The sequence below is a fragment of the Winogradskyella pelagia genome, from assembly GCF_017581965.1.
Classification (GTDB): Bacteria; Bacteroidota; Bacteroidia; order Flavobacteriales; family Flavobacteriaceae; genus Winogradskyella; species Winogradskyella pelagia.
Genome location: NZ_JAGEVF010000003.1, coordinates 296,758 through 318,803, shown reverse-complemented (window position 1 = coordinate 318,803; position 22,046 = coordinate 296,758). Strand labels below are relative to the sequence as shown.

Genomic DNA, 22,046 nt, shown 5'->3' with positions numbered 1-22,046 from the left:
TTTATAATGAGTGGTTCTGTGAGTAAACGATATGCGCAAAGAGGAGTTTCTGCCTCTAAGGAAGATGTACACAATGCTATAAAGAACATTGATAAAGGACTTTATCCCAAAGCTTTTTGCAAGATTGTGCCAGATTATCTAACAAATGATGATAATTATTGTTTGATTATGCATGCCGACGGTGCTGGTACTAAATCCTCACTTGCTTACATGTATTGGAAAGAAACCAATGACCTATCAGTTTGGAAAGGAATTGCACAAGATGCGTTAATAATGAATGTTGATGACTTGCTTTGTGTTGGAGCCACAGATAATATAATGTTATCATCAACTATAGGACGCAACAAAAACTTAATTCCTGGCGATGTTATTTCGGCCATAATAAACGGAACAGAAGAATTAATCGGAGACCTTGGTCAATTCGGAGTTACTATACACTCTACGGGAGGAGAAACTGCAGATGTTGGTGATCTAGTAAGGACTATAATTGTTGACTCTACGGTTACGGCCAGAATGAATCGCGCAGATGTCATTGATAATGCCAATATTAAAGCTGGTGATGTTATAGTAGGGCTAGCCTCATTTGGTCAAGCTACTTACGAGAAAGAATATAATGGAGGTATGGGGAGTAATGGTCTAACATCGGCCAGACACGACGTTTTTAGTAAATATTTAGCCCAGAAATACCCGGAGAGTTTTGATCCAAAAGTGCCAGAAGAACTCATTTATTCTGGTAATACTGCATTGACTGATGCTGTTAAAGGTGCTCCTCTTGATGCAGGAAAGTTAGTCCTGTCCCCAACCAGAACTTATGCGCCAATTATCAAGTCAATTTTAAACAGATACAAAAGCGATAATATCCATGGTATGGTGCATTGCAGTGGAGGTGCTCAAACCAAGATTCTTCATTTTGTAGATAACCTCCATATTGTAAAGGATAATTTATTCGATGTCCCACCGCTATTTCAACTCATCCAAGAACAATCACAAACAGATTGGAAGGAAATGTATCAAGTTTTTAATTGCGGTCATAGAATGGAACTTTATGTAACTCCAAAAATAGCTAATGACATTATTAAAATATCACAATCATTTAATGTTGACGCTCAAATAATTGGTCGTGTTGAAAAATATGAGTCACATTCAAATTCAGCACAAACCAAAAAGTTAACAATCTCTAGTATTTACGGTACTTTTGAATACTAAACTATGATTTTTTTTACAACCAGAGCGATATTTTTTGTTCTGTTATGCTCAGCCTTTACAGTATTTGCCCAGCCGAGTTCATTATTTCTGGTGCCTGATGAAACGGACGATTATGGGTGGACCACAATACAAGAGGTAGGTGCATACTTTAATCAGGTTTCGTTTACAAATTGGAATGCCGGTGGTGCAAACTCAATATCAGCAAGTTTTAATGGAAAAGGAGAGGCTAATTTTAAAACTAATAAACTCTTCTGGAACTCTTCTTTAATGCTTCTTTACGGAATCAATAAGCAAGATGGTGAGCCTATAAGAAAAACGGAAGATGCCATTTCTTTAATTTCTAATTTTGGGTATGAATTCAATAAAAACAGTAATTGGTTTTATTCTGCAAGATTTAGTTTTAATACCCAGTTTGCCAATGGTTTTAATAACCCAGATGATCCTCCAATATCGCGGTTTATGGCACCGGGTTATCTCTTCTTAGGGGCTGGGGTTGAATATGGTAGGCAAATAGAGGAATTTTCTGTTTATGCTTCTCCAATAACATTAAAAGGAACATTTGTTTTAGACACTGATTTAGCTAATTCTGGTGCGTTTGGTGTTAATCCAGCAATTTATGACATAAATGGAAATCTCTTGCGCGAGGGGGATAGGGTGCGTGCTGAGTTTGGAATATTAATTACAAACCAATATCAGACTACTCTAATGGAAAATATTAAGGTTAACAGTGTTTTAAGTCTGTATACAGATTATATTAATAGCTTTGGGAATATCGATTTAGACTGGGAAGTGAATTTTGAGTTTAAGGTCAATAAGTACGTAAGGGCCACATTTGGCTCACACTTACGATATGATGACGATATTAAAACCGAAATTATACGAGAAGAGATTACTAATATCGATAGGGTAGTAACTGGTCCAAAACTGCAGTGGAAACAAATATTGGGAATTGGAGTGGTCGTTGACTTATCTGAATTTTTAGAGGACGATACTAATTAAGTAAGGTTCCCTTGTTTAGGTATTCATAATCCTCAAGTTCAGAAAGTTTTTGTATTCTTTTAGTCGCGCCATTTTTTAACAAATAAAGTGTATCGGAAACATCAATCACATCATCAAATCTGTGGTCTGTAAGAATAATTATTTTATCTTGTTTTTCTTCTTCAATAAGAGTTTTAATGCGTTCAATCATCAATGGAGAAATGCCATTAAATGGCTCATCCAATAGTACGATCTTAGCATTAGATTTTAGGATAAGGAACATTTCAAAAATACGTCGTTCCCCTCCAGATAATTGTTTGAATTTAGTGGTTTGGTAGTTGCCAAATTCTGGAAATAGGGTGCTGAAATCTGACCAATGACTATTGAATAATTTTAAGGTAAAATTGAGTTTTAAGTGTTTTAAGACAAAATAATCCTGCGGTAAATATTTAACCAATCCGGTTTTATAAAGTTGCTTTAAAATAGGTTTACCATCTATGCGAATGAGTTTGTATTTGGGTTTTAAGTCGCCAAATATAATATCCATAAGGCAAGACTTGCCACAGCCATTACTTCCCAAAATGGCAGTAACCTTACCTGTTTCTGCCTTGAGGTATATGCCATTTAAAATACGTTTTGTCTTAAAGTAAAGTTCTACATTGTCAATTTCAAAAGTCATTGATGTGGTTATGTAAATTCTTTAAAAATACTAAGGAAAATGATAGTTAATACACAATCTACCAAAAACATTATTGAAAATAATACTAATGGTGAAATTCCTAAGTTTTTATAAAATGTCAACTTGCGCCTTTGATTGGTTTCATTAACATAGTACCAAATAAAAATGGTTAAAAACAGTTTTGTTGTTATTGCCGGTAGTAAATGCGGATTAAAAAAGGCAACGATGGCATTAATCAAAAATGACCAAGCCACAAACGATTTGTAAAATGCAAGTATAGCTAGGAAGCGCTGCATAATTAATTAAACGTAGCTTCTTGGTATTTTATTTTTTGAGGGTTTATTTACTATATACATATTGTAATTGTAATTCATAAAATATTGTATTTTTGAAATGAATATTTAGAAGAGCGATGGTAGAGAAAATACAGATAGTAAAGCAGCGATTTGATGAGGTTAACGATCTCATTATTCAACCAGATATCATATCGGATCAGCAACGTTATACAAAGCTGATGAAAGAATACAAAGACCTTAAGGTAATTGTAGATAAAGGGGATGTGTATAAAGAGGCTTTGGATAATGTAGCTGAGGCTGAAGAAATTTTAGCTGATGGTTCTGATGATGAGATGGTTGAAATGGCAAAAATGCAGCTCGATGAAGCTAAAGAGACCATAACAAAACTTGAAGAAGAAATACGTTTTTTACTTATTCCAAAAGACCCGGATGATGCCAAAAACGTTGTGGTTGAGGTTAGAGCTGGTACTGGTGGTGATGAAGCTAGTATTTTCGCAGGTGATTTATTTAGAATGTATTCAAAATATTGTAGCGATAAAGGCTGGCGAGTTGATGTGGTGAGTCAAAGTGATGGCACCTCAGGCGGTTTTAAAGAAATTATTTTTGAGGTCTCAGGGGAGGATGTTTACGGTACCTTAAAGTTTGAAGCAGGAGTACATCGTGTGCAGCGTGTCCCACAAACAGAGACCCAAGGACGTGTTCATACAAGCGCAGCGACTGTTATGGTGTTACCAGAAGCGGAGGAGTTTGATTATGAATTGGATATGACAGAAGTACGAATAGAACGTACCACCTCTACTGGACCTGGTGGACAGTCTGTAAACACAACCTATTCAGCAATTAAATTACACCACGAACCTACAGGCATGATTGTAAGCTGCCAAGATCAAAAATCGTCACATAAGAATTTAGAAAAAGCTTTAAAGGTCTTACGCTCGCGATTATATGATTTAGAGCTGGCAAAACAACAGGCTGCAGATGCAGAGAAGCGCAAAAGCATGGTGAGTTCTGGAGATCGAAGTGCCAAAATCAGAACTTACAATTATCCTCAAGGTCGTGTCACAGACCACAGAATTGGATTAACGCTTTACGATTTATCCAATATCATAAACGGTGATATCCAAAAGATAATTGACGAGTTAATGTTGGCTGAAAATACTGAGTTGTTAAAAGCTAATGACGATGTCATATAAAACGATGATTATTGTCGTTGTCATTTCGAACGTCTGTGAGAAATCTCAAAAATGAAAATAGACCAACTTATTAACGAAATCCGTAAAAAGCAATCTTTTCTTTGTATTGGATTAGATGTTGACTTAAATAAAATTCCAAAGCACCTCTTAAACGAGGATGACCCAATTTTCGCATTTAATAAGGCCATAATTGATGCGACACATCATCTTTGTGTGGCTTACAAGCCAAATACTGCCTTTTATGAGGCCTATGGCATAAAGGGGTGGCAAGCTCTTGAGAGAACAATTTCATATCTTAATAAAGAATATCCGGAGATTTATACCATTGCCGATGCTAAACGCGGTGATATTGGTAATACAAGTACTATGTATGCCAAGGCCTTTTTTGAGGATTTGGGGTTTGATAGTGTTACTGTTGCGCCTTACATGGGTAAGGATTCGGTAGAACCGTTTTTAGCTTTTAAGGATAAGCACACCATTCTTTTGGCATTAACTTCTAACCAAGGTGCATTCGATTTTCAAACGAAATCCCTTGATGGATTAGAACTCTATAAACACGTTTTACAAACGTCTATAACTTGGAAGAATGCGCAGAATCTAATGTATGTTATTGGAGCCACAAAAGCTGAATATTTGTCTGAGATAAGACAAATCATTCCAGATAACTTTTTGCTTGTACCTGGTGTAGGCGCTCAAGGGGGCAATTTGCAGGAGGTTTGTAAATATGGTATGACAGAAAATGTAGGGCTTCTTATTAATTCGTCAAGAGGTATTATTTACGCATCTCAAGAAAAAGACTTTGCTCAGTCTGCAGCGCGAAAAGCAGAAGAGCTTCAGCAACAAATGCATCTGGTCTTGTCGAAATAGAATTTAGCAAGATTTAAGTCTTTAGTTCTGATACCGTACTTAATACAATAAAAAAGAAAAGTCGATACGATGTACCGACTTTATCTAATCTAACTAACTTCTGCAATCTCTTTTAAGACGTATCTAACTATTCTTTTGCACTACAAAGATGTTTAATTTCTTTAGACTAAATGTTATGGAAACATTAGCAATTAATTAAATATAGTTTAACTGCTTAAGAGGAGGGATCATCAAAGATGTGAATTAGGCGTAGTTGGTCTTGTAGAACTAATGTCTTATGTGACCTTTGTTCCAGAGTCCGCAAAGGATTAGGCCATTGATGCCTTCTCGGTGACAACAAATTTTAACTTGTTGATTTTATAGAGGACTTTTGTAGCTTTAAATTCTGCAAAATCACTCAAGGCGTCATCAAGTTGCTTAAAATTATAAGCATCCTCAATAAGCTCAAGATAGCGTCTTTTTAATTCGTGTTTTTTCGTTAATAATTTATCAGTATTTCCCACATTATTTTAATAAGATTTCAATATAATAATTATAATGTTAAGGAATTGATAATTTTTAAACAATTTAACTAACAGCCTAATCTTGTAAGGCGAAAACCTTTTGTAGTAGGGCGGTTGTTCTAGATCCCATTTTGGTTCTTATCTCTTTTTCTTCAACAGCTATCATTATGTAAACACCTTTTAAAGCCTCGTTAGTCACATAGTCCGTTAAATCAGTATTGACATTGTTTGTAAATGGTATAGCGTTATATTTTGTAATTAGATTTGTCCATATTTGATCGGCACCCACTTTGCTAAAAGAGGTGTTAATAACGGGCTTAAATTTGTTGTAAAGACTGCTTTGAGTTTTTGATTTTAAATAGTCTGTAGCAGCTTTGTCGTTTCCTAGCAAAATATTTTTCGCATCTGCAAAGGTGATATTTTTAACAGCATCAATAAATATAGGTGTAGCTTCTTTTACGGCATCTTCCGCAGCACGGTTTAGTACTTTTAAACCTTCGTCGGCTAGATTGCCAAGACCTATGTCTCTTAATGCCTTATCTACTTTTCTTAACTCTTCAGGAAGAAGAATTTTTACCAATTCATTTTTAAAGAAACCATCTTTCTGGGTCAATTTTGTGACTTGTCTGTCAATACCAAATTCTAGTGCTTGCCTTAAGCCGGAAGCAATATCAGCATTAGTTAAAGCACTGCTGTCTTCTGGTAATTGATTAACGACTTGTTGTAGTTCGGCGCAATTTGTTGCTAATAGAACTGTTAAAAGAAGATATATGCGTTTCATATAGATTTGAGTTTTTAAAAACGTTTTACAAAGATAGATTTTAAATAAACGAATACTAAAGAGATTGATTTAAAGTGTTTTTTCATGAAAAGCCTTATATAATTCTTAATATATGCACAGGATTTTTCAATATTCTCTAAATTTGTACCACTAAAATGCTAGATTATTACGAATGGAACAAATGGCACCTTACAAACCAAAGCACAAAGTACGTATTGTAACAGCAGCGTCATTATTTGATGGTCATGATGCAGCAATAAATATAATGCGACGAATTATTCAATCTACTGGAGTGGAGGTAATTCATTTAGGACATGATAGAAGTGTTGAAGAGGTTGTAAATACTGCAATACAGGAGGATGCTAATGCTATCGCTATGACTTCTTATCAAGGTGGGCATAATGAGTACTTTAAGTATATGTTTGACCTCTTGAAAGAAAAAGGTGCTGGCCATATTAAGATTTTTGGTGGCGGAGGTGGTGTCATATTGCCAGAAGAAATCAAGGAATTGATGGATTATGGCATCACTAGAATATATTCTCCAGATGATGGTCGTGAGATGGGTTTGCAGGGTATGATTAATGATTTGGTGCAAAAATCAGATTTCGCAATTGGAGATAGCCTTAATGGTGAGGTAAAAATTCTAGAAAAAAAGAATCCTAAAGATATAGCTCGCGTAATTTCCGCAGCCGAAAATTTTCCGGATGTTGCTAAACACGCTTTGGATGAAATAAATAAAAAGAATAAAACATCAAAAACACCAGTTCTTGGCATTACAGGTACAGGAGGTGCTGGTAAGTCTTCTCTAGTAGATGAATTGGTTCGCAGGTTCTTAATTGATTTCCCTGAGAAAACCATAGGGCTCATTTCGGTTGATCCGTCTAAGCGAAAGACAGGTGGTGCATTATTAGGGGACCGTATTCGTATGAATGCTATTAATAACTCACGTGTTTATATGCGAAGTTTGGCCACACGCCAATCTAATTTGGCGCTCTCTAAATACGTAAGTGAGGCCATTGAAGTTCTTAAAGCTGCCGAGTTTGATTTAATCATTCTAGAGACTTCAGGTATTGGTCAGTCCGATACTGAAATTATGGAACATAGTGATGTGGCATTGTACGTAATGACACCAGAATTTGGAGCTGCAACGCAATTAGAAAAAATTGATATGCTCGATTTTGCAGACTTAGTAGCTATAAACAAATTCGACAAACGAGGTGCTTTGGATGCTTTGCGAGATGTAAAAAAGCAATACATGCGCAATAATAATCTTTGGGACATACCTCAAGACGAATTACCGGTCTTTGGAACTATTGCCTCACAATTTAATGACCCTGGGATGAATACCTTGTATAAGGCGGTAATGGATAAATTGGTAGAAAGAACAAATACCAATCTAAGATCCACCTTTGAGATTTCAAAGGAAATGAGTGAAAAGATATATGTTATTCCTCCTAACCGTACGAGATATTTATCAGAAATTGCAGAGAATAATAGAGCTTACGACGAGAAATCTATTACCCAATCCCAAGTTGCTCAGAAGCTCTATGGCATTTACAAAACAGTAGAAACGGTAAGTGGTAAACAACCTGCTTTGGATAAATCTGGTATCACTACAGAATCTGTGAATACTGATAGTTCAGAAAATAAGGATTTTATTAAACTATTATTGGCCGAATTTGACCGTGTTAAAATGGATTTAGATCCCTACAATTGGGAGATCATCCTAGGATGGGAAGAGAAGGTAAATCGTTATAAAGCACCAGTTTATTCCTTTAAAGTACGGGATAAGGAAATTAAGATTGAAACACATACGGAATCCCTTAGCCATACCCAAATACCAAAAGTGGCCTTGCCAAAATATAGTGCTTGGGGAGATATTTTAAGATGGAGTTTACAAGAAAATGTACCCGGTGAATTTCCATATACCTCTGGGCTTTATCCATTTAAACGAACGGGAGAAGATCCAACACGTATGTTTGCTGGAGAAGGCGGACCGGAACGCACAAACAGAAGATTCCACTATGTTAGTATGGGTTTACCTGCAAAGCGGTTATCAACAGCATTTGATAGTGTGACGCTTTATGGAAACGACCCGGATTACAGACCAGATATTTATGGAAAAATTGGTAATGCTGGCGTTTCTATTTGCTGTTTGGACGATGCTAAAAAGTTGTATTCAGGATTTAATCTTGCAGATGCAATGACCTCTGTGAGTATGACCATAAACGGACCTGCTCCAATGCTTCTGGGCTTTTTTATGAATGCTGCTATAGATCAGCAATGCGAACTTTACATTAAAGAAAACGGTCTAGAAAAAGACGTTGAAAAGAAAATAGAAAATGTATATAAAGGTAAAATAAGACCTAGCTATAATGGCGAATTACCAGAGGGTAATAACGGTCTTGGTTTGATGCTTTTAGGTGTTACCGGCGACCAAGTATTGCCAGAAAACATTTATCAGGACATTAAGGCCAAGACCATTGCTCAGGTCAGAGGAACCGTTCAGGCTGATATTTTAAAGGAAGATCAGGCTCAGAACACGTGCATTTTTTCGACAGAATTTGCGTTGCGCTTAATGGGAGACGTGCAAGAGTATTTCATTAAGAATAATGTACGTAATTTCTATTCGGTTTCCATTTCAGGGTATCACATTGCAGAAGCTGGGGCTAACCCAATTACTCAATTGGCATTGACCTTATCTAACGGTTTTACTTACGTAGAATACTATTTAAGTAGAGGGATGGATATCAATAAATTTGGCCCAAATTTATCCTTCTTCTTTTCTAATGGTATTGATCCAGAATATGCTGTAATTGGTCGTGTAGCTCGACGCATTTGGTCAAAGGCATTGAAGTATAAGTATGCTGCTAACCCAAGAGCTCAAATGCTTAAGTATCATATTCAAACTTCTGGACGGAGTTTGCATGCTCAGGAAATTGATTTTAATGATATCAGAACCACGCTTCAAGCCCTATATGCTATTTATGACAATTGTAACTCGTTACACACCAATGCTTACGATGAAGCCATTACAACACCTACAGAGGAGTCGGTGAGACGAGCTATGGCAATACAGCTTATCATAAATAAAGAATTAGGACTGGCTAAAAATGAAAATCCTATCCAAGGTGCATTTATTATAGAGGAATTGACAGATTTGGTTGAGGAAGCGGTTTTATTAGAGTTTGATAGAATAACTGAACGAGGTGGTGTTTTGGGAGCTATGGAGACCATGTACCAACGCTCTAAAATTCAAGAGGAGAGTTTATACTATGAAACCTTAAAGCACAATGGCGAGTTTCCAATTATTGGGGTTAATACCTTTTTAAGTAGTAAAGGGTCGCCAACGGTTCAACCTGCAGAGGTAATAAGAGCTACTACCGCGGAAAAAGAATTCCAGATAAAAACATTAGAAAACCTGCATAAGGCAAACGATACAGAGGCGCTTTTAAAGGAGTTACAGCAAAAGGCCATAAATAACCAGAATATTTTTGAAGCCTTAATGGAAGTGTGCAAGGTGTGTTCCTTAGGTCAAATCACAAAGGCGTTGTTTGAAGTGGGAGGTCAGTACAGACGAAATATGTAAGAATTATCTACTAGACTCTCCTACAAAGTCATCATCCAGGTGCGCTGAAGTTTTCTAAAGGTCTTTATTTCACCTTTTAAAACAAGAAGATAGTCGCGTCCGTTGCTATTGGTCTTTTCTAATCGTGTGCAATTCCTGTTTAAAAGAGATACAAGCCTATCTAAACGTTCAATATGCTTTCTTTTCTTTTCTGGAAAGGGCTCACGCTCTGCGTTTATAATTTCAGGCGCCAGATTTACGGATTGCTGAACAATATCTCCAGTGAAGTAGATGTCACCGTCCTCAGTGCCATCGGCATTTAAGTAAGATAAATCATAATGCAGGTAGGTTGATATACTACGACTAAGCATAATAATATCTTGTGCCTTTTTATAAATGGGCAAATCAGACATGTGAGATGGTAGGTTATAATTCATTTTCTAATAGCAAGGAAGACGAAATTACGCATGAAAACTAAATTTATGCTTTAAAATATTAAGTTATATAGTATATTTACTTTAGAATATATATATTTTACTATTAAATAATTTAAAATGAAAGTTGACGGCCTCAATTGGCAAATTCTTAGATGCCTGCAAGAAAATGCAAGGATGACCAATACTGAAATTAGTAGACGTGTAGGAGTCAGTTCACCTGCCGTAGCAGAGCGCATTAAAAAGATGGAGGATGCCGAAATTATTGAAGGCTATGCCACCTTGGTTTCTCCATTTGAAGCAGGATATCAGCTTAAAGCCTTAATTACTCTAAGGGCTTTTATGGGCATGCTAAAACCCTTTTTAGAAAAGGTAAAATCTTTTGATGAGGTGATTAATTGTTACAGAATAACTGGTAATGAAAATATAGTTATGGAAGTGGTGCTTAAAAACCAAAAACATCTAGAGGCATTTATAGATAGGCTCATATCATATGGAGAGACCAAAACCCAAATTGTGTTGTCTCATGTGGTTAAGAACAGTGAGATTAAGCCTGTTTAAAATATTAATCTTTAATTCCTGGTTGTTTTAAAGACCAACCTGTTTTTGCTTTCTCTTCATCAACCATGTTTTTTACATCTTTTAAAAGTTGTTTAGCGTCATAAATGATTCCATCTTTTATGGTATACTTTACACCACCAACTCTCACAACCTCATTGTCTTCGGTTAATTTAATAGCACCAGTACCATAAAGGACTTTTAGATTTTTTAATGGGTTTTCCTCAACAATTACAAAATCAGCAAGTTTTCCTATTTGGATACTCCCAATTTTATCATCCCAACCAAGAGCTTCCGCACCATTAAGAGTGGCAGATCTTATGACTTCTAAAGGATGAAATCCAGCTTCTCGTAATAATTCTAATTCCCTAATGTAAGCGAAGCCGTAAAGTTGATAGATAAAACCAGAGTCGGAACCTGTTGTTACGCGCCCGCCTCGGTTTTTATACTCATTTATAAAGGTCATCCATAATTTAAAATTATGTTTCCATTCAATTTCTTGTTCTGTTCCCCAAAAGTGCCAATAACTGCCATGACTGACCTTACTTGGTTCGTAGAACTTCCATAGTGAGGGAAGGGTATAATCTTCGTGCCATTCTGCTCGTCTAGCACGATGCAAGTCTCTGCTGGCTTCATAGATATTAAAGGTTGGGTCAATTGTAAAATCTAGTTCTATAAGCTCGTTCATAACGGCATTTCAATGCTCAGAATAGGGTTCTGCAGCTTGCTTCCAGAGTTTACCTGCCTCTTCAAACCGATTTTGTTCATTCTGGTAATTATAATCGAGAGGATAATCTTGAACAGTTCTATCGTTAAATAAAGCTTCAGGTAGACCATACCAATGCTCCATTGAGGTTAAACCCGCTCTAGCTGAATGTAATACATTCCATCTGGCAACACTCAATTGTGCATGATGACAAGCCGATCGTAGTCCTAATTTCTTGTTCTCATCTAAGGCCGCTGCCATGATTTCTGGTTCTGCACCAAAAAACTTTATACCATCAGCACCATTTTTAGCATTGGCTCTTACCCATGCTCTAGCTTCCTCTGGTGTGCCGATAGGAGCGTCATTCAAGGGGTTGAAATTCTTAGTTGTCTGTCCAAAACCCGTATAAGCAAAAATCCGAGGGGCGACTATTGAATTCTCTTCGCTTCTGTGTTTTAAATCTAGGGCCCAATCAATGCTGCGCCCACTAGGTTCTCTTATAGTTGTGATACCGTGTGCCATCCATAGTTTGAAAACATATTCCCAATCAGCACCTTGGGCAACACCGCCAATATGACCGTGCATATCAATAAATCCCGGCATTAAATACATACCTGAAGCATCTAGTTCTTTACCTCCCTGTTTCAATTGAGGTCTGTTTTCAGCCTTAATATCAACACCTGGATACCCAACAACTTTGATTTCTTTTATTATGTTTTTTTCAACGACAATATCTACCGGGCCTCTAGGTGGTGCACCATCTCCATTTATTAAGGTGACACCTCTTATGATAAGCTGCTCATGAGGACCGTCCGCAAGATTTGTATCTTGGGCATTTAATATGCAAGCGCTTGTTACCACAAATATTAAGCTAAATAGAAGTGCAATGGTTTTCATAAAAAAAGGAATAAGGTTGACTTAAAAATAAGGAATATAAGTCAGCTTTGTAGGTCTTTTTTTAATATACTATACCAAATCTTAAATCTGAAAAGTACTTCCGTCAGTTACCTGGAAAGTTGAGTGTATATGTGTTTGGCAATTTGTTTAGCATGTATTCTGGAATTTTCAATAAACCATTTGTGGGTCTCCATGCCACCACAAATTACGCCTGCTAGATACAGCCCTTCAACGTTAGATTCCATAGTTTCTGAGTCGTAAATAGGAATATGCTTTTCATCTTTAGAAAAAGTTATTCCTGCATCTTCTAAAAACTTAAAGTTTGGTCTATAGCCCGTTAAGGCAACAACAAAATCATTCTTAAGTTCGAGTGGTCCTTTTGAAGTATTTACTTTAACGTAATCTTCAGTGATTTCTGTGAGTTCAGAATTAAAATAGGCCTTAATACTTCCTTCAGCTATACGGTTGATGATATCTGGCCGCACCCAATATTTTACGCGTGGGCCTATCTCTGCACCTCTAACAATCATAGTCACATTTCCACCTTTGCGATAAATGTCCAACGCAGCATCAACTGCAGAGTTGCTAGCGCCTACAACAACGACATCTTGCAGAACGAATGGATGTGCTTCTTTATAATAATGCACAACCTTAGGTAGATGCTCACCAGGGACTTCTAATTGATTTGGGATGTCATAAAAACCTGTTGCGATTATAACTTTACGTCCCTTATAATGCTGTTTAGAACTTTCGATTATGAAGTGTTGACTTTCTTTTTGAAGCGATTTTACACCTTCGTAAAGCCTAATATTCAGGTTATTTGACGTGGTCACCCTTCTGTAATATTCCAAGGCTTCATTTCTAGTTGGTTTTGGATTATTACTGATGAAAGGAATATCATCAATCTCTAGCTTTTCAGATGTTGAAAAGAAAGTCATGTTCAGAGGATAGTTATAGAGGGAATTGGTGAGGGTTCCTTTTTCGAGCACAAGGTAGTTCCAATGGTGCTTTTTGCATTCCAAGGCGCAAGCAATACCTATTGGTCCTGCACCAATAATTATAACATCTAATACCGGTAATTTTGAAATATCTGAAGAGGCTTCTGTCATAGTCTTTGCGCGATGATTTTTTAATGACTTTTAGTTAGTTCAAAAATACTAAGGTATGAGCTCTTTTTCATCTATTTTGTATTCTTTAAGGATATGATATTATTATAACAAGTTATTTTGTATCAAAACAAGTATTCCATGGACAAAGGAAAACGTTCATAAATTGTATTTTTGAATTAAATTATAACTGAAATGCGAATATTTATTGGTGTTGCTATATTAGTTTTAGTAAGTTGCTCAGGAAAGCAACCAGCATCTATTGGAGATACGCCCTTTCAAATTAAGATGAATGCAGATTTCAAGGATGCGTCAAAATCTCCTTTAAAGTCAAAAGATTTAAAATCGTTCAAGGGGTTGGATTTCTTTCCGTTTGATGACACTTATGTCGTTAATGCCCAACTTGAACGCACACCTAATTCAGAATGGTTTAATATGAGAACTACAACGGACCGTTTGTCTAAGGAACGCATATTCGGCGTGCTCTCGTTTCAATTAAAAGGTAAATCGTATGCCCTAAATATTTACCAAGGAGAAGAAAACATGACTACGGAAGGTCTCGAAGACTACCTGTTTTTACCTTTTTTAGATGACACCAATGGAGAAAGCACCTATGGAGGAGGACGATATATTGATTTGAGAATTCCAAAAGGAGAGAAAATGGAAATCGACTTTAACAAAGCCTATAATCCCTATTGTGTTTACAATGAGAAATTCTCTTGTCCAATTGTACCGCGCTCAAATTATCTTGACCTAAAAGTTGAAGCAGGTGTAAAGATGTTTGTGAAGGAGTAGTTAGTATTGAGCATTGAGTATTGAGTAGTTGGGAATGGTTAGGTTCTTTAAATGGTCTTAGGCCGCTACGACCATCTTTAGGTTTGTATCAACGATAACTAAATAACCAATTTTCAAGGTCAAATGTTTATTTATTTGGCCAAGTACATCCCAAGAAATACAGCTAAGAACCCTACTATAAAACTACCAATGGTATATATTGCAAAACTGGTAAAATCACCAGATTTTAAGAATACGTGATTTTCATAGGCAAAAGTGGAGAATGTGGTAAACCCACCACAAAACCCAGTGGCTAAAAATAGTGTTTGTGAAGGTGAAAGACTATCGTTTTTAACCGCTAATCCAAGAATAACGCCAATGAGCAGGCTTCCTAAAATATTTGCCGCAAAGGTACCATATGGAATCCCATCCGAACTACTGTTTAACCATTTACCAATTATAAATCGCAATGTACTGCCTATACCGCCTCCAATAAAGACTAAAAGAAGTTGTTTCATTTATTCTACAGCTACAAAAATTTCGGTAATCCAATCTGCTGGATTGGGTTTAAGCATAGGATCAGTGATATAAACCTCCAACATTGGACCAGATTCAATCATTTTTAAACTATTGATTTCAACAAAAGACATAGATTGCTCCCACGCCTCTTTAAGATTGCTATAATCTCCTTTTAGGGTAGTTTTTACAGCTTTAAAAGATTCTAATTGTCCTGTGAGAATAGTTGAGTCTTCTGTCTTAATTCTTGAATTGGTAGGATAGCATGTGGAGAACATAACGGCATCGTTTTCCTCGTCCCATTTATGATAAATGACAAAAGGCGCACCAGCTCTGTTTATATTATGGGTTAAGGCATAGCTGCCTACATCACCTATCATGTTTTTCATGTGTTCTTGAAACTCAGATAATTTGCAAGAGATAGTTTTATACAGATAAAAGCCTCCACTATGTTGCGTTACGCCGTTAACATCGATACTATAAACCTTCATTTCTGCATTAACAATACTATCCAACTTAAAGAGTCCACGTTCAAAATTTGGTCCTGTTTCAGACTCAATAGAGCCCATTACCGTAGTAAAAAGTTTGGTTATAAAATCTTGTTTGCCATCCATGGACCAAGTCACATTAGTGCCTTCTTCAGTGGTTTCAAAATCCCACTTAATATTTGAGGATGCCTCAAATGGTGTTATGAATTCTAATTTTTGAGCAATACTGTTGTTTTGATTGGTTTCTACGGTACTCATTGTTCCTTCGCCAAGAACCTCACCTTGCCATGAATAGGAGGCACCTTCTCCAATAGTTTTGTCTCCGTAGAATATGGTAGCTTCTGGGTCTTGTTCAATCCATGGCGAAAAGCTTGGCCATGCTTTAAAGTCGTTTACTTTGTTATACAATAAACTTTTTGGTGCCTTTATGTTGCGACTTCTGCTAAAACTGTACTCATTTGGCTGTACGGCTACGTAAATGGAAAATCCTATGATAGCTACAAGCAACAGCAGCAGAATGTATTTTAACGTTTTCATGGATTGATTTGATTTAGTCCTTACTCAAAGATAGCAATTTTATGGTATGTTATATTAGTATTACATTTGTGTATAACTAAAAATCAATAATACAAATGAAACTAAAATCCCTAATGTACTACCTCGTTTTTATATTGCTTTTTGTGGCGTGTAAAGATGATGGAAAGTCTAAGGTTGACGATCAGGATGTATCGACTTCAGAAACTAAATTTGATTATAACGTAGAGCAGTTTGCTGATGTTAAGATACTTCGATATCAAATCCCAGGATGGGAGAACCTTAGCCTTAAAGAACAAAAATTGGTTTATTATCTCGTAGAAGCAGGTTTGGCTGGTAGAGATATTATGTGGGACCAAAATTACAGGCACAATTTAAAGATAAGACGTGCCCTGGAAAATGTTTATACAAATTATAATGGCGATAAATCTACCGAAGACTGGAAAGCCTTTGAGGTCTATTTAAAGCGTATCTGGTTTAGCAATGGTATTCATCACCATTACTCCAACGACAAGCTAAAACCAGATTTTTCTAAAGACTATTTAAACGAATTGTTTTTGGCTACCAACACAAAATTAGATGGCGAAGTTTTTAATGTTATATTTAATGATAAGGACAGCAAAAAGGTAAATCAGGCTAAAGGTGTAGATAATGTGGCTTTATCTGCCGTTAATTTTTACGGCCCAAATGTAACCAATGACGATGTCATAAGTTTTTATAAGAATAAAACATCACCTAATCCAGATAGACCATTAGCTTTCGGTTTAAATTCCCAACTCGTTAAAGAAGATGGAGCGCTCAAAGAACGCGTTTATAAGTCTGGAGGATTGTATGGTTCTGCTATAGATGAAATTGTAAAATGGTTGGAGAAAGCCCAAGGTGTTGCTGAGAATAAAGCCCAAGGTGATGCGATTGGCCTATTGATTCAGTATTATAAAACGGGCGATTTACAAATATGGGATGACTATAACGTAGCTTGGACCGCTGCTACAGCAGGTAATGTTGATTACATTAATAGTTTTATCGAAGTGTATAATGATCCTTTAGGATACAGAGGTTCATACGAGAATATTGTTCAAATCAATGATTTTGACATGTCCCAAAAAATGAAGGTGTTGTCAGACAATGCGCAATGGTTTGAAGATAATTCGCCTTTAATGGATGCACATAAGAAGAAAAATGTTGTTGGTGTAACCTATAAAGTAGTCACTGTAGCCGGTGAAGCTGGCGATGCATCTCCAAGCACACCGATAGGCGTTAATTTACCAAATGCTAATTGGATACGTAAAGAAGTGGGAAGTAAGTCTGTCTCGTTGGGTAATATTATCAATGCGTATAATAATGCAGGAAGTTCAGGCCGATTAAAAGAGTTTGTGCATGACGATGAAGAGTACCAGTTGGAAAAAGACTACGGTCAGTTGGCGGATAAGTTACATACTGCACTTCATGAAGTTATTGGTCACGCCTCAGGACAATTGAATCCAGGGGTTGGAGAAACCAAAGAAACGCTAAAGAATTACGCTTCCACCTTGGAAGAAGGAAGGGCAGACTTGGTTGGGTTGTATTATTTATACGATTCAAAACTACAGGAGCTTGGTTTGGTCGAAGATTGGAAAAAAGTAGGTATGGCTGCTTATGATGGGTATATAAGAAATGGTTTAATGACCCAATTGATTCGATTGAATTTAGGAGACGATGTAGAAGAAGCCCATATGCGTAACAGGCAATGGGTGAGTGCTTGGGTTTACGAAAAAGGTAAGGCAGATAATGTTATTGAAAAGGTAACACGAGATGGTAAGACCTATTTCAATATCAACGATTACGACAAATTACATGAGCTATTTGGTCAATTATTACGAGAAACCCAACGCATTAAATCCGAAGGCGATTATGCTGCTGTTGAGGCCTTAGTAGAAGGTTATGGTGTTAAGGTTGATCAAGACATTCATGCTGAGGTATTGGAGCGAAATAAACAATTTACATCTGCACCGTATAGTGGTTTTGTAAACCCGGTATTGGTACCAGAGGTGAATGACAATGGTGAAATAACAGCTATTAAAGTCACCCAACCGGTGGGATTCCCAGAACAGATGTTAGACTACAGCAGTAAATACAATAATTTACCTGATGTGAATTAAAAATTAGTATTACTTAGAGAAAAGCAATCATTATTATGGTTGCTTTTTTTTGTTGATACTATATTTTAGAAGTAAAAAATTTATCAGAAGTAAGATTAAGATAACAAGCATATTCAAAAAGATTTTCTGTCGTTATAAATTTAATTTGGCAAATGCGCTTCCTGCAATTGAAAGACCAATGCAAAGGCAAATAGATTATCATTTCCCTTTAAGGTTAGTTTCTTTCTAATGTTTTTACGGTGCGTCTCAATAGTAGAGACACTCAGGTTTAGGTATTGTGCCATATCCGAATTGGAAAATCCTTTTCCAATTAATTTAACAATCTGACATTCGCGTTGAGTTAGCTTTTGTTTTAACTTTAAGTCTTTGGCCAGAATACTTTTTAGGGATTGAATCAAGGCATCGAGAATTATTTCATTGTCGTAAACTCGTTTTGAAGCTTTTAGCAGCTCAATTAAATCATGGGTCGATAAATTGGTGTCGTTTACTTTTAAATCTTTTATAAATTTTGAAATCCGTTGATGGTTGGTCATCTCTTCCTACTTTTATCTAAAAATACGTTGAGCTTAGGCATAAAAAAATCCCCAATAGTGGGGATTTTTCGGTTTGCTGAGATTTGGTTTCCCTTAGATTAATAGCAACTCAGCAATACACTAACTTAAGTTATTGTTTTATAAAGCGCTTTACAACAGAAGTACTACCAATACTCAACTTTATAAAATAAACACCGTTAGATAGTCCTTGGACATTTATAGTGCTAGCGCTATTATTGGATTTAAGAACTTCTTTTCCCAGAGCATCATAGATACTAAATTGGGAAATCGTATAATCTGTTGTAATACGCAGTTCGTACTGTGTCGGATTGGGATGTAAATCTATCCGTTTAGGGTCAATACTATTTTCAGAAAGCCCTAAGGTAGCCTCTACGGTAACGGTAACCGTTGTTGAATTAGAGTTTCCAGAGGCATCCGTCACTGTTAGTACAACCGGATAAGTACCTACCGCTGTAAATGTATCAACATCGATGGTATACGAGTTTATGCCACAATTATCTGAAGATCCATTGTCTACATCCAATGCTACAATGCTAACGGATGGATTGCCCTCCAAGCCAATGGTGATGTCTTGCCCCAATGCAATAGGGTCGAGATTATCTTCCACGGTCACCGTTGCACTCGTTGTATTGGAATTACCACTAGCATCAAAAACCGTTAAATTAACGGTGTTCGCTCCTAAATCTACACAACTAAAACTAGATACATCAATACTGCGGGAATCAATGCCACAATTGTCTGATGAACCGCCATCGATAGCATCAGGCGTTAGGGTTGCATTTCCATTAACATCCAATTCTAAAGTGATATTCTGGCTTACTGCAAGTGGGTCCGTACTGTCTGTTACCGTTACAGTTGCTGTGGCGTTACCAGTTCTTCCATTCACATCTGTAATGTTAAGGGTAACCGTGTTTGCGCCTAAATTGGAGCAATCGAAGGTTGTAATGTCTAACGTTCTTGTGGCAATACCACAATTGTCTGAAGATCCATTATCAATATCGTCAACCGTTATCGTTGCTATACCGCCACTATCCAGGCCAATACTTATATTTTGTGTAATAACACTAGGGTCAACTCCGTCTTCTACAGTTACAGTTGCTGTTGTTACATCTGTATTTCCAGAGGTGTCAGTAACCGTTAAGTTCACTGTATTAGCACCTATATCACTACAACTAAATAGTGTGATATCTGAAGCAAAAGAGGCAATACCACAATTATCTGATGACCCATTATCTAATAAAGCAGGGTCTAAAGTTGCACTGCCAGTGGCATCAAGCTGTAACGTTATATTCTGAGCTAGGACTGTTGGTGCAACACCATCTTCAACTGTGACGTTGGCTGTCCCAAAAGCACTGTTACCACTTTGGTCTGTGACGGTTAGGGTAACCGTATTTGATCCTAGGTTGGAGCAATCAAAAGTGTCGATGTCTAAAGCTAAACTCGATATACCGCAATTATCCGTTGATCCGTTTTCAATGTCAGCAGTGGTGATTGTTGCCGTTCCATTACTATCGAGCTGTACCGTAACATCTTGCGTTATTACCGTTGGTGAAATTGAATCTTCTACGGTCACGGTTGCAGTAGTTGAAGCTGAATTACCACTCTGATCCGTCACCGTTAAATTGACTGTATTAGCACCTAAATTGGAACAATCAAATGAAGTGATGTCTAGAGCCTTGGTTACAATGCTGCAGTTATCAGTGGACTGGTCCACATCATCTGCCGTTATTGTTGCATTTCCACTGGCATCAAGTTGTACGGTTATATTTTGAGTAAGTGCTTCGGGATTAACCGAATCTTCTACAGTTACCGTAGCTTGAACGGTATTGGTATTACCAGAGGAGTCTGTTACTGTAAAATTGACAAGGTTATCTCCTAAATTGGAACAATCAAAACTTGAAACATCCACACTGCGGCTCGTAATACTACAATTATCTGTGGAACCATTTTCCAAATCGTCTGCTGTGATGGTGACTTGTCCGTTAGTGTTGAGTTGCACCGTAATATTTTGTGCTAAAGCTACCGGATCAATAAGATCTACCACGGTAATGGCAACATCTAGTGTACTCACTTTAGCTTCCGCATCGGTGGCGGTAACTGTCACGGTCTGTGTACCTAAATCGGCACAGGTGTAATCAAATTGTGGTTGGTTCAGTTCTACAGATACCAATTCGCAATCATCAAAGGTACCGTTATCCACATCGGCGATGGTCAAACTCCCTTGTCCACTGGCATCTAACTCTACGGTAATATCATTGAAGACCACAATGGTGGGGTCGGCGTTATCAAAAACTTCAATTTGTAAACCATAATCATAGAGTGACCAAGAGCCATCTTCATTAATTAGGCGAATGTAGAAATCATGAAAGTCGCAGGTAATATCGGCTGTACTTAAATCCACAGTAAATTCGTCTAGATTACCTGTTGGTTGCAAAACTACTGATGTACCATTACCTAAACCAGGATCAACGTCATAGAAATATTCTGCAGCTACAATAGGTGACACGTTTTGTTCTGGTGTAACAAAGAACAAGCGTTTATCATATAAGCTCCATTCCCCAAAATCATCTTGGGTTCTGATGTACAAGTTGTGAAAGCCTTCATCTAAATTGACTAGAGGAATAGCAAAACTTTGCGACACACTGCCCGTATTGGTGTTAACTCCAACACTAGTAGCATTACCAAATCCTGGGTCGGTATCTATAAAATATTCTAAAGCTGTAATTGAGGTAGCGCCACTGCCTTGTTCTTCAGTAACAAAGAATTTTACGTTATCGTAAAGACTCCAATTCCCCAAATCATCTTGTGTACGAATATATATTGTGTTAAATCCGCTGAGACTCGCTCCAATAGGTATGGGAAAACTCTGGGTGAGATTGCCAGTATTTGTGTTTAGCGGTAAGGCTGTAGCATTGCCAAAGCCTGGGTCGGTATTTATAAAATATTCTGCTGCTGTGAGTTCTGTGGCCGTACCACTGTTGTCTGTATCAGTTATAAATACAATACTATTAGCGTATAAAGACCAAGTGTTAGTATCATCTTTTGCTCTAATATATAGGGTGTTAAAGCCTGTTGCATCTGTTGGCGGTGAAATATTGAAGCTTTGAGAAAGCTCTCCCGAATTGGCATTGGGTGTCAATGTGTTGGCATTTCCAAAACCAGGATCGGTATTAAAGAAATACTCCAATTCTGTAATAGACTGCCCTAAACTAAACCAAGTGATACAACAGCATAACCATAATGTGATATGCGTTTTCATAAAATATGGTT

18 protein-coding genes and 1 pseudogene are annotated in these 22,046 nt (G+C 37.0%); 8 read left to right on the top strand and 11 right to left on the bottom strand.

Annotated features, from left to right (window positions below):
* The first annotated feature begins 6 nt into the window (after positions 1–6).
* Both J4050_RS05870 and J4050_RS05865 read left to right on the top strand, forming a co-directional pair.
* The gene (locus J4050_RS05870) at positions 7–1,206 is read left to right on the top strand and encodes an AIR synthase related protein (RefSeq protein WP_208153226.1); all 1,200 of its coding nucleotides are present in this window, start codon (positions 7–9) and stop codon (positions 1,204–1,206) included.
* A 3-nt stretch (positions 1,207–1,209) separates the two neighbouring features.
* Positions 1,210–2,205: a DUF3078 domain-containing protein gene (locus J4050_RS05865; protein ID WP_208153223.1), complete on the top strand. Its 996-nt coding sequence runs from the start codon at positions 1,210–1,212 to the stop codon at positions 2,203–2,205.
* On the opposite strand, the gene J4050_RS05860 is transcribed toward J4050_RS05865, so the two are convergent.
* Positions 2,198–2,863: an ATP-binding cassette domain-containing protein gene (locus J4050_RS05860; protein WP_208153221.1), complete on the bottom strand. Its 666-nt coding sequence runs from the start codon at positions 2,861–2,863 to the stop codon at positions 2,198–2,200. The genes J4050_RS05865 and J4050_RS05860 overlap by 8 nt on opposite strands.
* A gap of 8 nt (positions 2,864–2,871) precedes the next feature.
* Entirely contained in the window at positions 2,872–3,159 is a 288-nt protein-coding gene (locus J4050_RS05855; protein ID WP_208153219.1) for a hypothetical protein, read from the bottom strand.
* A gap of 116 nt (positions 3,160–3,275) precedes the next feature.
* Between J4050_RS05855 and prfA the strand changes: the two genes are divergently transcribed.
* Together prfA and pyrF are read left to right on the top strand one after the other, a co-directional pair.
* Positions 3,276–4,352, top strand: a complete 1,077-nt coding sequence (gene prfA / locus J4050_RS05850) for a peptide chain release factor 1 (protein ID WP_208153217.1) — start codon at positions 3,276–3,278, stop codon at positions 4,350–4,352.
* A gap of 51 nt (positions 4,353–4,403) precedes the next feature.
* Positions 4,404–5,219, top strand: coding sequence for an orotidine-5'-phosphate decarboxylase (gene pyrF, locus J4050_RS05845; RefSeq protein ID WP_208153215.1), 816 nt, complete (start codon positions 4,404–4,406; stop codon positions 5,217–5,219).
* A gap of 308 nt (positions 5,220–5,527) precedes the next feature.
* On the opposite strand, the gene J4050_RS15275 is transcribed toward pyrF, so the two are convergent.
* Positions 5,528–5,722: a Lacal_2735 family protein gene (locus J4050_RS15275; protein WP_208153213.1), complete on the bottom strand. Its 195-nt coding sequence runs from the start codon at positions 5,720–5,722 to the stop codon at positions 5,528–5,530.
* A 76-nt stretch (positions 5,723–5,798) separates the two neighbouring features.
* Positions 5,799–6,503 carry a DUF4197 domain-containing protein gene (locus J4050_RS05835; RefSeq protein ID WP_208153211.1) on the bottom strand — a complete coding sequence of 235 codons (705 nt, stop codon included), beginning with the start codon at positions 6,501–6,503 and terminating at the stop codon, positions 5,799–5,801.
* 172 nt (positions 6,504–6,675) lie between these two features.
* Between J4050_RS05835 and J4050_RS05830 the strand changes: the two genes are divergently transcribed.
* Positions 6,676–10,092: a methylmalonyl-CoA mutase family protein gene (locus J4050_RS05830; RefSeq protein WP_208153209.1), complete on the top strand. Its 3,417-nt coding sequence runs from the start codon at positions 6,676–6,678 to the stop codon at positions 10,090–10,092.
* A gap of 20 nt (positions 10,093–10,112) precedes the next feature.
* Here the strand turns inward: J4050_RS05830 and J4050_RS05825 are convergent, their stop codons facing one another.
* On the bottom strand, positions 10,113–10,508 hold the full coding sequence (locus J4050_RS05825) for a hypothetical protein (RefSeq protein WP_208153207.1): 396 nt from the start codon (positions 10,506–10,508) through the stop codon (positions 10,113–10,115).
* 117 nt (positions 10,509–10,625) lie between these two features.
* Between J4050_RS05825 and J4050_RS05820 the strand changes: the two genes are divergently transcribed.
* Positions 10,626–11,066, top strand: a complete 441-nt coding sequence (locus J4050_RS05820) for an Lrp/AsnC family transcriptional regulator (protein ID WP_208153205.1) — start codon at positions 10,626–10,628, stop codon at positions 11,064–11,066.
* Between the two features lie 4 nt (positions 11,067–11,070).
* On the opposite strand, the pseudogene J4050_RS05815 reads toward J4050_RS05820, so the two are convergent.
* Both J4050_RS05815 and J4050_RS05810 read right to left on the bottom strand, forming a co-directional pair.
* Positions 11,071–12,666, bottom strand: a pseudogene (locus J4050_RS05815) (amidohydrolase family protein).
* A 107-nt stretch (positions 12,667–12,773) separates the two neighbouring features.
* Positions 12,774–13,775, bottom strand: a complete 1,002-nt coding sequence (locus tag J4050_RS05810; protein ID WP_208153203.1) for a YpdA family putative bacillithiol disulfide reductase — start codon at positions 13,773–13,775, stop codon at positions 12,774–12,776.
* Between the two features lie 192 nt (positions 13,776–13,967).
* On the opposite strand from J4050_RS05810, the gene J4050_RS05805 reads away from it, so the two are divergent.
* Positions 13,968–14,567 (top strand): DUF1684 domain-containing protein, encoded by a 600-nt coding sequence (locus J4050_RS05805; RefSeq protein WP_208153201.1) that lies wholly within the window; start codon positions 13,968–13,970, stop codon positions 14,565–14,567.
* A gap of 131 nt (positions 14,568–14,698) precedes the next feature.
* On the opposite strand, the gene crcB is transcribed toward J4050_RS05805, so the two are convergent.
* Together crcB and J4050_RS05795 are read right to left on the bottom strand one after the other, a co-directional pair.
* Entirely contained in the window at positions 14,699–15,064 is a 366-nt protein-coding gene (crcB, locus tag J4050_RS05800; RefSeq protein ID WP_208153199.1) for a fluoride efflux transporter CrcB, read from the bottom strand.
* A complete protein-coding gene (locus J4050_RS05795) occupies positions 15,065–16,087 on the bottom strand; it encodes an SRPBCC family protein (RefSeq protein WP_208153197.1) in 1,023 nt (340 codons plus the stop codon).
* Between the two features lie 95 nt (positions 16,088–16,182).
* Here J4050_RS05795 and J4050_RS05790 point away from each other — a divergent pair, with 95 nt between their 5' ends.
* Positions 16,183–18,222: a dipeptidyl-peptidase 3 family protein gene (locus tag J4050_RS05790; RefSeq protein WP_208153195.1), complete on the top strand. Its 2,040-nt coding sequence runs from the start codon at positions 16,183–16,185 to the stop codon at positions 18,220–18,222.
* 140 nt (positions 18,223–18,362) lie between these two features.
* Here the strand turns inward: J4050_RS05790 and J4050_RS05785 are convergent, their stop codons facing one another.
* Positions 18,363–18,755: a LuxR C-terminal-related transcriptional regulator gene (locus J4050_RS05785; RefSeq protein ID WP_208153193.1), complete on the bottom strand. Its 393-nt coding sequence runs from the start codon at positions 18,753–18,755 to the stop codon at positions 18,363–18,365.
* A 130-nt stretch (positions 18,756–18,885) separates the two neighbouring features.
* Entirely contained in the window at positions 18,886–22,035 is a 3,150-nt protein-coding gene (locus J4050_RS05780; protein WP_208153191.1) for a T9SS type A sorting domain-containing protein, read from the bottom strand.
* Positions 22,036–22,046: the final 11 nt, after the last annotated feature.

Excerpts from the sequence above, each read along its gene's own strand:
- J4050_RS05870 (WP_208153226.1), top strand. The coding sequence starts at position 7 with ATGAGTGGTTCTGTGAGTAAACGATATGCGCAAAGAGGAGTTTCTGCC.
- J4050_RS05865 (WP_208153223.1), top strand. The coding sequence starts at position 1,210 with ATGATTTTTTTTACAACCAGAGCGATATTTTTTGTTCTGTTATGCTCA.
- J4050_RS05860 (WP_208153221.1), bottom strand. The coding sequence starts at position 2,863 with ATGACTTTTGAAATTGACAATGTAGAACTTTACTTTAAGACAAAACGT.
- J4050_RS05855 (WP_208153219.1), bottom strand. The coding sequence starts at position 3,159 with ATGCAGCGCTTCCTAGCTATACTTGCATTTTACAAATCGTTTGTGGCT.
- prfA (WP_208153217.1), top strand. The coding sequence starts at position 3,276 with ATGGTAGAGAAAATACAGATAGTAAAGCAGCGATTTGATGAGGTTAAC.
- pyrF (WP_208153215.1), top strand. The coding sequence starts at position 4,404 with ATGAAAATAGACCAACTTATTAACGAAATCCGTAAAAAGCAATCTTTT.
- J4050_RS05835 (WP_208153211.1), bottom strand. The coding sequence starts at position 6,503 with ATGAAACGCATATATCTTCTTTTAACAGTTCTATTAGCAACAAATTGC.
- J4050_RS05830 (WP_208153209.1), top strand. The coding sequence starts at position 6,676 with ATGGAACAAATGGCACCTTACAAACCAAAGCACAAAGTACGTATTGTA.
- J4050_RS05825 (WP_208153207.1), bottom strand. The coding sequence starts at position 10,508 with ATGAATTATAACCTACCATCTCACATGTCTGATTTGCCCATTTATAAA.
- J4050_RS05820 (WP_208153205.1), top strand. The coding sequence starts at position 10,626 with ATGAAAGTTGACGGCCTCAATTGGCAAATTCTTAGATGCCTGCAAGAA.
- J4050_RS05810 (WP_208153203.1), bottom strand. The coding sequence starts at position 13,775 with ATGACAGAAGCCTCTTCAGATATTTCAAAATTACCGGTATTAGATGTT.
- J4050_RS05805 (WP_208153201.1), top strand. The coding sequence starts at position 13,968 with ATGCGAATATTTATTGGTGTTGCTATATTAGTTTTAGTAAGTTGCTCA.
- crcB (WP_208153199.1), bottom strand. The coding sequence starts at position 15,064 with ATGAAACAACTTCTTTTAGTCTTTATTGGAGGCGGTATAGGCAGTACA.
- J4050_RS05795 (WP_208153197.1), bottom strand. The coding sequence starts at position 16,087 with ATGAAAACGTTAAAATACATTCTGCTGCTGTTGCTTGTAGCTATCATA.
- J4050_RS05790 (WP_208153195.1), top strand. The coding sequence starts at position 16,183 with ATGAAACTAAAATCCCTAATGTACTACCTCGTTTTTATATTGCTTTTT.
- J4050_RS05785 (WP_208153193.1), bottom strand. The coding sequence starts at position 18,755 with ATGACCAACCATCAACGGATTTCAAAATTTATAAAAGATTTAAAAGTA.
- J4050_RS05780 (WP_208153191.1), bottom strand. The coding sequence starts at position 22,035 with ATGAAAACGCATATCACATTATGGTTATGCTGTTGTATCACTTGGTTT.